Origin of the sequence: Sulfitobacter sp. HI0027 (assembly GCF_001634775.1) — a bacterium.
Taxonomy (GTDB): Bacteria; Pseudomonadota; Alphaproteobacteria; order Rhodobacterales; family Rhodobacteraceae; genus Sulfitobacter.
In genome coordinates this window covers 1-12,823 of record NZ_LWER01000135.1, presented here as the reverse complement: position 1 = coordinate 12,823, position 12,823 = coordinate 1, and the positions used below count along the sequence as shown (strand labels likewise).

13 protein-coding genes and 2 pseudogenes are annotated in these 12,823 nt (G+C 57.6%); 10 read left to right on the top strand and 5 right to left on the bottom strand.

Annotation, left to right across the window (positions count from 1 at the left end):
* Positions 1 to 6 precede the first annotated feature (6 nt).
* From A3722_RS07940 to A3722_RS07930, 3 genes are read left to right on the top strand one after another with little or no spacing between them, the layout of a single operon-like run.
* Complete coding sequence (locus A3722_RS07940; RefSeq protein ID WP_067624025.1) at positions 7 to 594, top strand: TRAP transporter small permease; 588 nt, start codon at positions 7 to 9, stop codon at positions 592 to 594.
* On the top strand, positions 591 to 1,877 hold the full coding sequence (locus A3722_RS07935) for a TRAP transporter large permease (RefSeq protein WP_067624023.1): 1,287 nt from the start codon (positions 591 to 593) through the stop codon (positions 1,875 to 1,877). The genes A3722_RS07940 and A3722_RS07935 overlap by 4 nt, the downstream gene beginning before the upstream one ends.
* A gap of 28 nt (positions 1,878 to 1,905) precedes the next feature.
* Entirely contained in the window at positions 1,906 to 2,919 is a 1,014-nt protein-coding gene (locus A3722_RS07930) for a TRAP transporter substrate-binding protein (RefSeq protein ID WP_067624020.1), read from the top strand.
* A gap of 157 nt (positions 2,920 to 3,076) precedes the next feature.
* Here the strand turns inward: A3722_RS07930 and A3722_RS25270 are convergent, their stop codons facing one another.
* The 4 genes and pseudogenes from A3722_RS25270 to A3722_RS07915 all read right to left on the bottom strand — a co-directional run bounded on the left by A3722_RS25270 (position 3,077) and on the right by A3722_RS07915 (position 4,474).
* The gene (locus tag A3722_RS25270; protein ID WP_150120002.1) at positions 3,077 to 3,214 is read right to left on the bottom strand and encodes a DUF4145 domain-containing protein; all 138 of its coding nucleotides are present in this window, start codon (positions 3,212 to 3,214) and stop codon (positions 3,077 to 3,079) included.
* Positions 3,180 to 3,416, bottom strand: a pseudogene (locus A3722_RS07925) (UvrD-helicase domain-containing protein); the annotation flags it as partial. The pseudogene A3722_RS07925 and the gene A3722_RS25270, both read right to left, overlap by 35 nt.
* A 189-nt stretch (positions 3,417 to 3,605) precedes the next feature.
* Positions 3,606 to 3,818: pseudogene (locus tag A3722_RS07920) on the bottom strand (helix-turn-helix domain-containing protein); the annotation flags it as partial.
* Between the two features lie 44 nt (positions 3,819 to 3,862).
* On the bottom strand, positions 3,863 to 4,474 hold the full coding sequence (locus tag A3722_RS07915; RefSeq protein WP_067624013.1) for a helix-turn-helix domain-containing protein: 612 nt from the start codon (positions 4,472 to 4,474) through the stop codon (positions 3,863 to 3,865).
* 166 nt (positions 4,475 to 4,640) lie between these two features.
* On the opposite strand from A3722_RS07915, the gene A3722_RS07910 reads away from it, so the two are divergent.
* Genes A3722_RS07910 through A3722_RS07880 form a run of 7 tightly spaced genes read left to right on the top strand, consistent with a single transcriptional unit; the run spans position 4,641 to position 12,440 of the window.
* The gene (locus A3722_RS07910) at positions 4,641 to 5,765 is read left to right on the top strand and encodes an NAD(P)/FAD-dependent oxidoreductase (protein ID WP_067624011.1); all 1,125 of its coding nucleotides are present in this window, start codon (positions 4,641 to 4,643) and stop codon (positions 5,763 to 5,765) included.
* Complete coding sequence (locus A3722_RS07905; RefSeq protein ID WP_067624009.1) at positions 5,762 to 7,045, top strand: TRAP transporter large permease; 1,284 nt, start codon at positions 5,762 to 5,764, stop codon at positions 7,043 to 7,045. The genes A3722_RS07910 and A3722_RS07905 overlap by 4 nt, the downstream gene beginning before the upstream one ends.
* 35 nt (positions 7,046 to 7,080) lie before the next feature.
* Positions 7,081 to 8,052 (top strand): TRAP transporter substrate-binding protein, encoded by a 972-nt coding sequence (locus A3722_RS07900; protein WP_067624007.1) that lies wholly within the window; start codon positions 7,081 to 7,083, stop codon positions 8,050 to 8,052.
* Positions 8,053 to 8,055: 3 nt separating this feature from the next.
* Entirely contained in the window at positions 8,056 to 8,580 is a 525-nt protein-coding gene (locus A3722_RS07895; protein ID WP_067624006.1) for a TRAP transporter small permease, read from the top strand.
* Positions 8,577 to 10,025, top strand: a complete 1,449-nt coding sequence (locus A3722_RS07890) for a M81 family metallopeptidase (protein WP_067624004.1) — start codon at positions 8,577 to 8,579, stop codon at positions 10,023 to 10,025. The genes A3722_RS07895 and A3722_RS07890 overlap by 4 nt, the downstream gene beginning before the upstream one ends.
* Positions 10,026 to 10,038: 13 nt before the next feature.
* Positions 10,039 to 11,541 (top strand): amidohydrolase family protein, encoded by a 1,503-nt coding sequence (locus A3722_RS07885; RefSeq protein ID WP_067624001.1) that lies wholly within the window; start codon positions 10,039 to 10,041, stop codon positions 11,539 to 11,541.
* On the top strand, positions 11,538 to 12,440 hold the full coding sequence (locus tag A3722_RS07880; protein ID WP_067624000.1) for a CobW family GTP-binding protein: 903 nt from the start codon (positions 11,538 to 11,540) through the stop codon (positions 12,438 to 12,440). Before A3722_RS07885 ends, A3722_RS07880 begins: the two co-directional genes overlap by 4 nt.
* A 172-nt stretch (positions 12,441 to 12,612) precedes the next feature.
* Here A3722_RS07880 and A3722_RS07875 read toward each other — a convergent pair.
* A partial coding sequence (locus tag A3722_RS07875) for an ATP-binding protein (RefSeq protein ID WP_161487636.1) occupies positions 12,613 to 12,823 on the bottom strand: 211 nt, incomplete at its 5' end.

Below are 12,823 nucleotides of genomic sequence, written 5' to 3'. Positions count from 1 at the left end.
GAAACTATGGGAGGAGTGATCGAGGAGAACCGACCGGCCAATGCGCTATCAGCGCTTTTGGCACGGGTGGAAACCGTGATGATCAGCATTTCGGCAGCGGCAATGGCTGCGATCATGCTGATTGTCGTGCTCGACGTAGCCATGCGCTACATGTTCGCAGCCCCTCTGGCTTGGTCCTACAGCCTGATCGGTCTGTACCTCGTGGGTGCCGTGTTCTTTCTGGCTCTGTCGGACACGATGCACCATCACGGCCATATCGCGCTGGATGTGTTCGTGCCGTTTATGCCTCGCCCGATACGGCATCTTTCACAGGCGGCGGGCTACGGCGCGGCCACGTTCTTTGTCGTCGTGATAGCCTGGCTCGGCTTTGTTCAGGCGCAAGACGCACTGGTCTCCGACCATCGGGCGGCGGAAATCGTACCCTGGCCCACATGGGTCGCCCATGCTTTCCTGACGTTGGGAATGGCTACATTGGCCCTGCGCTGCGGCTATCGGGCGATTTTCCATCTGCTCTCGGTCTTCTCCTCATCCGATCTGGTTGAACTTCCTCCACCACCGAACACCGACATAAAGTCGGGGGAGCATGGCGAATGAGCGTGGCAATTGTACTTCTCCTGCTGGCGTTGATGCTGGTGATCGGGATGCCCGTCGCGCTGGCGATGGGGGTGTCGGGGGCCGTGGGTCTCTATATGTTCGGCGGTTGGCCGATCCTCGCAGGGATCCTGAAGACAACACCGCTTTCCACCGCGAACGACTACGAGATCATCACGATCCCGATGTTTATCCTGATGGCGGAATTCGTCATCATCTCGCGTGTCGCCGATGACCTGTTCCGCGCGGCAACCGTCTGGGTCGGCCGCCTTCGGGGCGGGGTTGCCATGGCCACCGCTCTCGCGGGTGCAGGCTTTGGCGCCATTTCTGGGTCGTCTACGGCGGCAGCGGCAACATTGGCCTCAACCTCGATCCCCGCAATGTTGAAAGAGGGCTATGATCCCAAGCTGGCGGGCGGCGTGGTCGCCATTTCTGGCACGCTGTCGATGCTGATCCCACCGTCCATCGCGCTGATCCTCTACGGGATCATTGCCGATATTCCGGTGTCCAAGCTGCTGATCGGGGGCGTGATCCCCGGCATACTGGTTACGGCAACGATCATGCTGACCATTGCCTATCTGGTTTGGCGTGATCCCGAGGCGGCACCCTTCGGCAAGGCTTATAGCTTTGCAGACAAGTTTCGTTCTCTCAAACGGGTCGGCCCGGTTCTGATTTTGTTCTTTGCCGTGACGGGAACGATATATTCCGGCATCGCCACCCCCACCGAGGCTGCCGGAATCGGTGCATTTTTCGCCATGCTGATTGCTGCTTGGGAACGCAAGCTGTCGATTGTGAATGCCTGGATGGCGCTGCGTTCAGCTGCACAAACCACTTGCATGATCCTTTTCATCATTCTGGGGGCGCATGTGTTCGGCTATTTCTTCACGCTGACACGGGTGACGAACGATCTGGCAAGCTGGGTCGGCGCGTTGGAGACCTCGCGCTGGGTGATCCTGGCCGTGATCTTGTTCGGCTATCTGATCCTGGGTTTCTTCATGGACCAGATCGCCATCCTGATCCTGACTGTGCCAGTGGTCCTGCCATTGGTCTATCAGCTTGGGTTCGATCCGGTTTGGTTCGGCGTGCTGATCGTTGTCACCGCAGAGGTTGGCATGGTTACCCCGCCGATGGGCATGAACGTCTTCGTCGTTGCGCGGTACACGCGTCGGCCACTGGAAGAGATATTCCGGGGCGTCATGCCCCATGTCTGGGCTCATCTGCTGATCATCGCGCTGCTTGCCGCTTTCCCCGGAATAATCCTGTGGCTGCCAGCCACAATGCAATGAAAACACAACCAAGGAGGAGAAGACTAAAATGAAACAGAGAGTTTGCGGATATCTGGCCGGAATGGCGCTTGGTATGAGCGCCGGCGCGGTAACGGCTCAGGACATCACCCTACGCGTGGCGGACAGCCTGCCGGTGGATCATTACATCGCCGAAAGCCTGCTCAAGCCTTTTCTGGCGGAGGTCGAAGAGAAATCCGGCGGAACGGTTGGCTTTGACTATTTCCCCGCGCAACAGCTGGGCAAGGCCAAGGATATGCTGTCGCTGACCCAGACTGGTGTTGCCGATATCGGGTATATCGGTGCCTCCTATTTGGCCGACAAGCTTCCACTCAGCGCGGTCGCACAGCTTCCGGGTGCTTTCGACTCGTCCTGCGAAGGTACGATGGCCTATTGGGAGCTCGCCAAACCGGGCGGCGTGCTCGACAAGACGGAATATGCGCCCGAGGGCATGCGTGCGCTGATGGTTCTCGCATTGGCACCCTATCAGCTGTTCTCGACCAAGGAGATCAGCGACCTCGCCAGTTTCCAGGGACAGAAGATGCGGACAAGCGGAGGCACCCAGGCGCTTGCCATGACTAAGCTTGGTGGCGTGCCGGTACAAATGTCCGCTCCTGAAACACGCGAGGCTCTGTCACGCGGCACACTGGACGCTGTCGTCTTTCCGCACAGCTCGATACCCCCCTACGATCTGACGCCGCATCTGAAATCCGCGACCGAGGGGTTGAACCTAGGGTCTTTTGTGCTTGGTTACATGATCAGCCAAGAGAAGTTCGACAGTCTGCCCGCCGAACTTCAGACCACTCTGACCAAAGCTGGTGAAAATGCGACCCGTCAGGCCTGCGCGCGTGTAGACGAGCTTGATGGCATCGACAAGAAAGCCATAGCGGAAGGTGGGGTCCAGTTCGTGACGATGTCCGAAGCTGACGTCCTTGAAATCAGGAAAGTTCTCGATGGCGTCGGTAAGGAATGGGCGGCAGAGCTTGATGCCCGTGGCAAACCCGGCTCCGAAGTGCTTTCTGCGTTCACAGAAGCTCTGAACTAAGCTCTAAATTGGGCGTTGCGTCGGCGAAGTTGGGTGGATCGCCTATGCTTCATAGCCAGACGCAGCGTCCGAAAAACCATCTTGAGAGATCATATGGCGGGAAAATAAGTCTTTGTCAGGTTGTTATATCGCAACGCAACGAAGATTCGCGTCCCGATCAGGCATCCCGGGCTTCATCTGCCGATACTGGGCGTTTTCCGTGTGCTGCGATGTTTCCCAGTTTCCGGATTGTGTGGAGCAGCCCGAGAACCCGCCTGTCCAGCTTCGATGCGTTCCGACATCTCAGTCGCCGCATCCTTGGCGAAGGCGAGAAGCCGGAGTTCGTGCGGCTTCCGTATTTCGGCTTTCACAAGGTATGCGGCTTTCGCGGTGATGACCGAAGTCTTACCTGATCCCGCGCCAGCAAGAACCAGCGTCGCGTCTTCATCGACGGCGACCGACAACCTCTGTTCTGGCGTCAGAGGCATGGACTCAACGGTGTCGAAAAAAGGTTTCCATGTTCATTTTCGCGTCGGATTGACCCAATGGGTCAATCCGACACGCAAATCAACAGGCTGGGCTTTGTTTACTGGCCTGAACGGGAGTAAAGACGCGCAGCCGTTTCTCGCCGCGCTGAGCATCTTTGTTCTGTGTTTCATCGGAATTGGGATCAGTTTTTGCCCAAACATCATCCCACCAACACTGTCCATTGCCTCCTCAGCTTCGGTGAGAACGGTTGAACGCGGCTTCTTTGGCCCGGTCTTCAAGTCTTCGACAGTCGCGCGCTTTCGCCACTTCGCAACGGTCTTGGGGTTGATGCCCAGCTCCTTACTTAACTGCGCGAGCGAAGCTTGCGATCGCTGTATTGCAGCTCTGACGGCGTGCGTTGTCGTGGCGCTCCCGTGACGAACTTGTCCCATAATGCTTCCTTCCAAGCCAGAGAAAGGCTCGCACCATCAAACACCTAGTCCACGGCAGGCTTGATGCTGTCGCCAAGCCGAAGTGGTTCTGTGCAGACGCAGCACACTTCTGCGTCTTGATCCCCGGCACTGACGTATGCGTGGCCCATTGTACTGTCGAGATAGATGCTCTCGCCGCGGCGTAGGATGACTGGCGCATAAAACTCGGTATGAACTTCGACGACGCCGTCCAGCACGATCAGGAACTCTTCGCCTCCATGTCGTTCCAGCGGTCCGAACTCCTGCAAGCCGGACGCCTTGATGCGGGCATGGATCGGTATCATCTGCTTGTTTGTAAGCTCGGCGCAGAGATACCTGTACTCGTAGTTTTGTGTATCAATCACAATGCCTTCGCCTTCGCGAGCTGGCAGAAATCGACTGTTCGGCGGACGTTTGTCGCCTTCGATTTGCTCTTCGCCAATCAGTTGGCCGATGGACAATTCCAACCCATTTGCAAGCCGCAATACTTTGTCCAAGGTGGGGGACAGTGCCCCATTTTCGATCTTGGAAATTGTGGAAACTGCGACGCCTGACAGTTTGGCGAGGGCGTTGAGTGTGAGCTGTCGAGACTTGCGCAGATGCCTAAGCCGCGCGCCCAATTCGTGTGCCGCTGTCATTGGCCAAGTGCCTCCAGTTGTTGTTGGATCAATTTATGCACATTCGTCAGAAAAGGGAATAATTTTCGTAAAGGAAAATTTCTAGTTGTGATTCGAAAATTTTTGGTTAGCGTTTCGGATGTGGAAGCAACTCCATCGGAGGAACGCGTTGCAGGAATTGGATGATATGGCCGACGCTGTCGTGATTGGTGCAGGGATTGCCGGTGCCTCTCTGGCGGCTGAACTTGCCGGCAAGATGCGCGTCATCATGTTGGAGATGGAACGCCATCCCGGCTATCACACAACCGGGCGGTCAGCCGCTGTTTTTGCGCCGAACTACGGTCCTGCGGGTGTGCGTTCCCTGACGCGGGCATCGCGGGCGTTCTTTGATGCCCCACCTGCAAATTTCGCTCGGGCACCGTTGCTAACGCGGCGGGATATCCTGATGATTGCGCGCGAAGATCAGACCGATCCACTGGCGGAGTTGTTCAAGGAAGCCTCTGTTGTGACATCGGTCCAAATGCTGGACGCCGAGGCGCTGCGCGAGCACCAGCCCTTGCTGCGAGAGGGCTATGCTGCGGCGGGTATGCTGGATGTCGGCGGCCAAGACATTGATGTCGCAGCCTTGCACCAGGGCTACCTGCGTCAGTTCAAGGCGCGCGGTGGCACGTTGATCACGGACGCAGAAGTCCGCGCGCTGTCGCATGAGGGCGAAGGCTGGGTCGTCGAGGCGAAGCAGGGCAGGTTCACAGTGCCGGTCGTGGTGAATGCTGCCGGAGCCTGGGCAGACCAGATCGCGCGGCTGGCGCAGGTTGAGGCGATCAATCTTGTGCCAAAACGGCGCACGGCGATGGTAGTGGCAGAGCCTGACTGTTTCACTGGTCGTGATGGACCTATCACCATCGACATAGAAGAGAATTTTTATCTCAAGCCGGATGCGGGGCATCTTTTGATTTCGCCTGCAGATGAGACACCTGTCGATCCTTGTGACGTGCAGCCGGACGAGCTGGATATCGCGATCTGCGCGGATCGTATCATGACGGCATTCTCGCTGGATATCAGGCGCATTGAGAATAAATGGGCCGGCTTGCGCAGCTTTGTCGCCGACAAAGAACCTGTCATTGGCTTCTCCAAGGATGCCCCCGGGTTTTTCTGGATGGCCGGACAGGGGGGCTATGGCATCCAGTCCGCTCCGGCGGCGGCGGAAATGGCTGCAGCCCTTGTTCAGGGCCTGCCTGTTCCCGATCACATAGTTGACCATGGTTTTGATGTGGCACGCGTTGCCCCCGACAGAGAGGCGCTTGCCGGATGATCTGGATCGTTCCCATAGTAGCAGGGGTCTTGCTGGCCTCGGGGCTGGCGCTGGCCTATGTCATTGGCGGCGCGGCTGTGCTGACCTTCGTGCTTTCGGACAACACGCGATACCTTGCCGTGCTGCCGCAAAAGGTTTTCTCGCAGATTTCCGTTTTCTCGCTGTTGGCGATGCCGCTGTTCATTCTCGCTGGTGAACTGATGAACCGCGGTGGCGTCACCAAATCCCTGATTGATCTGTCGATGGCCCTGATCGGGCGGCTGCGCGGTGGTCTGGGCCATGTGAACATTATGACCTCGGTGTTCTTCGCGGGCATTTCGGGGTCTGCCGTTGCGGATGCGGCGGCCTTGTCAAATACCTTGGTGCCCGCGATGCGCGAACGAGGCTACACTGCTGAATATGCAGGGGCCATCACCGCTGCCTCGTCGATCATCGGGCCGATTGTCCCGCCTTCGATCATACTGATTTTCTATGGTGCGCTCATGCAGACATCGGTTGCGGCGTTGTTCGTGGCCGGGATCATGCCGGGTCTTTTGCTGGCAACTGCCTTGTTTATGGTTAATGGGTTTTTCGCTTGGCGTGACGACCACCCCCGCGTGGAGAAAGGCGATGCGCCCAACCTCTTCGTTGCCATCTTTGCGGCGCTGCCCGCACTTTGCCTGCCGATCATCATTGTGGGCGGGATCATTCTGGGCTGGATGACCCCGACAGAAGCCGCGGCTGTTGCGGTGCTGGCGGCTGTGATTGCCGCGTTCTTCTATTCGCCGCTGACGCTTTCGGATATCTGGGAGAGCTTTTCACGCACAGCAATTCTGACCGGATCAATCTTCATGATCCTGTGCGCGGTTGCCGCTTTTGGCCATCTGGCAGCACTTGAACGTATTCCGCAGGCGATCGCTGGACTAGTCGAGCAGATGGGCCTTGGGCCGGTTGGTTTCCTTCTGCTGATGAACCTGATCTTTATCCTTGCGGGGATGGTGATGGACGTGCCGGTGGCGTTGGCTTTGCTGGTGCCGTTGCTCGCCCCCGTGGCGCTAGCGAACGGGGCCGACCCTGTGCATCTTGGCATCGTTATTTGCTTTAACCTGTGCATCGGTCTGGTTTCCCCGCCACTTGGCGGGTGCCTGCTGATCGTGTCGACTGTGACCGGCGTTAATTACTGGAAGCTGGCGCGTGCTGTTATGCCGTTCGTTTTTGCAGAACTCGTCGTCTTGGGCATCCTCGTGTTCACGCCTGAAATCAGCCTGTGGCTGCCACGTACGCTGGGGCTGTGGAAGTAAACTAAAAAAACTGAACAATCAGGGAAGGAAAGAAAATGAAAATCACATCTACACTCGCAGTCTCTGCGATCATTGCGGCCTTGGCGATCCCCTCCGCGGCCCAGGTCAAGATCGCGCTGGACAGCCCGCCGGATCTTGAAAAATCCGGCACATATGTGTGGGCCAATACTTTCGGCAACTACCTGAATGAAAACGGGATGGAAGCCGAAGAATACGAGCGCAACTCGTTGGGCGAAGAAGCCGAACGGCTTGATCAGGTCAGCCAAGGGCTTCTGGAGGTTTCGATGTCCGATGCCAAATCCGCAGGCACCTTGGACGGGACGATCTCGGGCGCGTCGATGCCTTATTTCTTCGACGATCTCGAACAGCTTGATATGGCGCTGGAACAGGGTGGTATGCTTGAGCGCATCAACGCGGGCACCACGCCCAAGGGTGTGCGTGTTCTCGATCTGGTTATGACCGGGACCGCGACAGGAATTTTCACAACCGAAGTGCCGATCCGCAAATTTGAAGACATGCAGAACGTGCGGATGCGCGCATTGGACGAAGTGCAAATCAACACATTTGAACAGTGGGGTTCGAAGGGCACAATCGTGTCATGGTCCGAAGTGCCCAATGCCCTGCAAACCGGTGTTGCAGGCGGCTACATCAACCCTGCTTTCGTGCCGCTGACATACGGTCACACTGCGTTCATCAGCTATTTCACCAACGCCGAAATGAGCCCGTCAGTGCGCGTCGCGATTGCGTCAGAGGACTGGTATCAAAGCCTGTCCGACGACGAACGCGAAGTTGTCACAGAAGCGGTTCAAGCAGCCCATGATGCAAACCGCAAGCTGGTTTCGGATGATGCTGCCGTGCTGAAACAACTGGAAGAAGCAGGTATCGAGGTGATCGAACTGTCGCCGGAGGAACGGGAGAAATTCCGGGCAGCCAGCCAGCCTATCTACGAAGCGACAGATATGCCCGAAGGGGCGCTTGACGCTTGGAACGCAGCGGTAGGACGCTGAGCGATGCGGGCGGTTTCCGATTTGCTGAACAAGCTTTCTGACGGCCTGAACCGTGCAGCACTGGTGGGGGCGACCTTGGCCGTCGCCATCATGCTGGCGGCGGCCGGTTGGCAGGTCATCGCCCGCTATCTTCTGAACCAACCGCCGATCTGGACAGAGGAACTGGCACGGTTCTCAATGGTCTGGGGGGGGTTGCTAGGCGCATCCTGTGCCTTTCGCCGTCGGCTTGATCCCACACTGTTTCCCGAAGCACTTTCGGCTGCGGGGGGCAAAGGTCTGGTGTTTACGCTTTTCCGGGCGTTCGGGGTGTGTTGCTTTGCCTTGCCGATCCTATGGTTCAGCTTTTTCGGGCCAGGTGCAAACCCGGCGCGCGGCTACCTTGCCCGCCTTGCGGGGCGGCAGACCGAAACGATGGACCTGCCGATGGTGGTTTTCGGCATCGCCATCCCGCTCGCCTTTACACTTATTCTCCTGCACATCGTTGCAGATGTGGCCAGAGCGTTAACTGAATCCAAGGAACTGAAATGAAACTGTTCATGGCGTCGCTTGCGACCGAAACCAATTCATTCTCGCCCATTCCAACCGGGTGGAGCGGATTCAAGGAACACCTGCACACGAAAACAGCATCGCGTGGAGAGGCGGGGTTGTATGCGGCGGCCGTCACTGTCTGGCGGCAGTGGGCCGAGGCACTGGGGTGGGACGTTGACGAAGGTTTGGCGACCTACGCCCAACCGGCCGGTCCCACGGTGCGCGAGGTCTATGAGACCATGCGTGATGACATTCTGGATGACCTGCGCGCGGCAATGCCCGTCGATGTGGTTTTGATGTCGATGCATGGTGCCATGATTGCCCAGGGATATGACGACTGTGAGGGTGATATGATGGCCCGCATGCGTGAGATCGTCGGGCCGGATACCACAATCGGACTGGAACTGGACCCGCATTGTCACCTGACAGACCAGATGCTGGACAACGCGACCGCGATCATCTGCTACAAGGAATACCCCCACGTGGACGTGGTGGAACGCGCCCAGGAGTTGTTTACGATCTGTGCCGATGCGGCCGCAGGCAAAACCCGGCCTGTCATGCGGGATTATGATTGTCGCATGATGGCCATGTATCACACGCCGTTCGAGCCGGTGCGCAGCTATGTTGACCGCATGTCGGCGATGGAGGGCAAGAACGGGATCCTGTCGGTCTCGTTGGTGCATGGATTCCCGTGGGGGGACAATCCCCGCTGCGGTGCGCGCACTTTGGTTGTCACGGATGGTGACCCGGATTTGGCACAACGACAGGCTCAGGACCTTGGTGCCGAGCTTTGGCAGATGCGCGGCCAATTGCGGACATTCCCCAGCATGGATGAGGGGCTGGACCGCGCTGTGGCCTTGACGCAAGGGCCGGTTGTGCTGGCCGATTTTGCGGATAACGCGGGCGGGGGCGCGCCGTCGGATTCAACATTCGTGCTCAGGGCAGCCTTGGACAGGGGGCTGACTGATATCGCGCTTGGCACGTTTTGGGACCCTGTCCTTGTCGGCATGTGTATGGACGCAGGCGTGGGCGCCGAAATGCAGGTGCGCGTTGGCGGTAAGATCGGGCCGATGTCGGGCGATCCTGTGGATCTGCACGTAACGGTGCGCGGTATCGCCCTTGACGCGGTGCAGCATCTGGGAACGGCAGCAATGAACATGGGCGACTGTGTCTGGCTGGAAAGCGATGGCTTGCACATCATCATAAACACAAAGCGCACCCAGACATTCCACCCAGAAGCCTTTGAAAACACCGGTATGGATCTGGCACGGATGAAATACATCGTGGTGAAGTCGTCTCAGCACTTCTACGATGGTTTCGCGCCGATTGCGGCTGAGGTCATCCATCTGGGCACACCGGGGGCGATCACACCTGATTTTACAATCGTGCCCTATACAAAGCGGGACGGAAATTACTGGCCCAAGATCGAAAATCCCTTTGCATGAGAAGGAGCCTGTGATGGCCGACGCATTCGATATCATCATTCGCGGGGGCCGCGTGATGGACCCGGAAACGGGGTTTGACCAGACCTGTGACGTTGCCATCAAGGATGGGACGATCGCCAAGATTGGCACGATTGACGGAAACTCCTCCCACGAGATCGACGCAACCGGTCTGATAGTGGCGCCCGGTTTCCTAGACATTCACGCACATGGCCAGTCGGTGGCGGCCGACAGGATGCAGGCCTTTGACGGTGTCACCACCTCGCTCGAGCTTGAAGTGGGCGCATTGCCGGTTGCGGGTTGGTACGACCGGCAAGCTGAAATCCCGCGCGCGTTGAATTACGGAACCGCTGCGGCATGGATATTCGGGCGCAAGGCGGTCTTGGGGGCTATCGAACTGGATGCGTCCATACATCCCATCGACCAGATGGGCGCAGGGGCAGATGACATGCGTTGGTCAACCGAGACAGCAGACCCTCAGCAGACCAAGGCGATCGTGGACCATGTGCGCCAGGGGTTAAACGAAGGGGCTATCGGCATCGGCCTCCCTAACGGTTACGCTCCGGGGGCAGGCGTGAAAGAGATGAGTGAGATTTGCGACCTGGCTTTTGAATACGGCACACCGACCTTCACCCACATCGCCTATCTCAGCAATATTGATCCGCAAAGTTCGGTAGACAGCTATGTGCGATTGATCGGACTGGCGGGTGCCACAGGCGCGCATATGCATATTTGCCACCTGAACTCCACGTCGCTGATGGATATCGAACGGGTCACCGAACTGGTTGCAAAGGCACAGGAACAGGGTCTGCCCGTCACGACCGAGGCCTACCCATATGGCACTGGCGCCACGGTGGTCAGCGCAGGATTCTTTGTCGATCCCGATTTCACCAAACGGACAGGTAGCGAATATTCGAATGTCGAGTTGGTCCATAACCACCACCGTTTTACCGGCCGCGAAGATATCGAACGCGCTAGGGAAGCATCCCCGACCGATCTGGTGATGTGGCACTATCTGGATGTGGAAGTGAACGAAGAGCACCGCCAGCTGTTGGATATGTCGGTGACCTTTCCCGCGGGTTCGATCGCGTCGGATGCCATGCCTTGGGTCAACGCGGACGGCAGTATCTATGAAGGACTGGACTGGCCCTTGCCCGACGGTCTTTCTGCGCATCCCAGATCATCCGGCACGTTTACGCGGTTCTTGCGGGAATATGTGCGCGAACGGGGCGTTATGACCTTGATGGAGGGGTTGAAGAAATGCACGATCTTGCCCGCGCGGGTGATCGAAGGCTGCGCGCCGCAGATCGCCCAGAAGGTACGCGTTCAGGAAGGGTGCGATGCCGATCTGGTTATCTTTGACATGGACACGCTGACAGATCGCGCCGACTTTGTTGAAATGAACCGCCCGTCCGAGGGTGTCCGGTATCTACTCGTAAACGGAGTGGCCGTCATCGCGGACGGGCAGCTTGAGACCTCGGCCGCGCCGGGCCGACCGATCCGCCGCAGCGCCGCATGAGCGTTCCGGTTCTTCTTGTTACTGGGTTTCTGGGGGCCGGAAAGACAACCTTTATCAACCAGCTTTTACAAGCTGAACACGGATTGCGTATCGCCGCAATCGTGAACGATTTCGGTTCGATCAATATCGACGCGGCTTTGCTGGACGCGGCGGCCGACGGCGTCATTGGTCTCAAGAACGGATGCATATGCTGTTCGCTTCAGGGTGATCTATTGCGTACGTTAAAGATCGTGCTTGGTCAAAGCCCGCAGCCGGAACTGATCGTGATCGAAGCCAGTGGAGTTGGCGATCCTGCTGGTATCATTCAATCGCTGATTGATCCGGTTCTGTGGAATCAGGCACGGCTGGAAACGGTTGTCTGCGTGATTGATGCGCCAGATGTACCCAACAGGTCGGACGATCCTTTGTGGCGGGCACAAGTCCGCGGGTCGGATTTTCTCTGTCTCGCCAAGACTGAAGGATTATCCGCTGATGCCCTTGCCTCGGTTCACTCAGCATTTGCAGTCCAGAGAAAATTTCATGTTTTTGACCTAGCGCAGCCTGTGCCGATTTCTGCGTTTATCGGAGGCGACGCGCCAGTAGCGAGGGACAGCAGCCGTCCGCCATTGCAAGATGACAGGTTTACCTATTTGGAATGGCGTCATGACGGCGCAATAGAACTTCAAAAGTTTCAGGCAGTGATGTCGCAATTGGCACCGAGCCTGTTGCGGGCCAAAGGTTTTATGACCTTCGAGAAGCAGCAAGGCCGGATGCTATTCCAACTTACCGGAACCCGCGCAACCCTGTCTCGTGCGCCCAAATCGGACGAAGACGGTTGCCAGCTTGTCTTGATCGGCGACCGCACAGTCTTTGACGCCGCCCACGCGGCGGGAGCGCTCGACGAGTTGACGCCTCGCTGAGCGGTCAAGTTAGTCCACAGTGAACATCCTCAGGTCCTCCCAAAACTGAAAGAGAAAAAGTGGCAGACCTTTAGGCGAAATGCGCTGTTGGCATTGAGGCTGTTGATTGTCACTGAGAACTGACCCGGTATTTTCACCGAGATTTGACCCACCCTCAGTTATGCGTCGTGGTCTATGATGCGGTCAATGTTTTGGCCTCCTTTGCAGTTTTCTTTGCTGCCTCAGAACTGACCTTGAAGCGGTAGCTGTCGTTTCCGGTTTCGAGGATGTGGCAGCGGTGGGTAAGCCGATCCAAGAGAGCGGTGGTCATCTTTGCATCCCCGAAGACCTGCGCCCATTCTGAGAAGCTAAGGTTGGTGGTGATGATCACACTGGTGCGCTCA

Bases quoted from the DNA above. Each gene is read 5' to 3' on its own strand.
- A3722_RS07940 (WP_067624025.1), top strand. From the start codon at position 7: ATGGGAGGAGTGATCGAGGAGAACCGACCGGCCAATGCGCTATCAGCG.
- A3722_RS07935 (WP_067624023.1), top strand. From the start codon at position 591: ATGAGCGTGGCAATTGTACTTCTCCTGCTGGCGTTGATGCTGGTGATC.
- A3722_RS07930 (WP_067624020.1), top strand. From the start codon at position 1,906: ATGAAACAGAGAGTTTGCGGATATCTGGCCGGAATGGCGCTTGGTATG.
- A3722_RS25270 (WP_150120002.1), bottom strand. From the start codon at position 3,214: ATGCGGCGACTGAGATGTCGGAACGCATCGAAGCTGGACAGGCGGGTT.
- A3722_RS07915 (WP_067624013.1), bottom strand. From the start codon at position 4,474: ATGACAGCGGCACACGAATTGGGCGCGCGGCTTAGGCATCTGCGCAAG.
- A3722_RS07910 (WP_067624011.1), top strand. From the start codon at position 4,641: ATGGCCGACGCTGTCGTGATTGGTGCAGGGATTGCCGGTGCCTCTCTG.
- A3722_RS07905 (WP_067624009.1), top strand. From the start codon at position 5,762: ATGATCTGGATCGTTCCCATAGTAGCAGGGGTCTTGCTGGCCTCGGGG.
- A3722_RS07900 (WP_067624007.1), top strand. From the start codon at position 7,081: ATGAAAATCACATCTACACTCGCAGTCTCTGCGATCATTGCGGCCTTG.
- A3722_RS07895 (WP_067624006.1), top strand. From the start codon at position 8,056: ATGCGGGCGGTTTCCGATTTGCTGAACAAGCTTTCTGACGGCCTGAAC.
- A3722_RS07890 (WP_067624004.1), top strand. From the start codon at position 8,577: ATGAAACTGTTCATGGCGTCGCTTGCGACCGAAACCAATTCATTCTCG.
- A3722_RS07885 (WP_067624001.1), top strand. From the start codon at position 10,039: ATGGCCGACGCATTCGATATCATCATTCGCGGGGGCCGCGTGATGGAC.
- A3722_RS07880 (WP_067624000.1), top strand. From the start codon at position 11,538: ATGAGCGTTCCGGTTCTTCTTGTTACTGGGTTTCTGGGGGCCGGAAAG.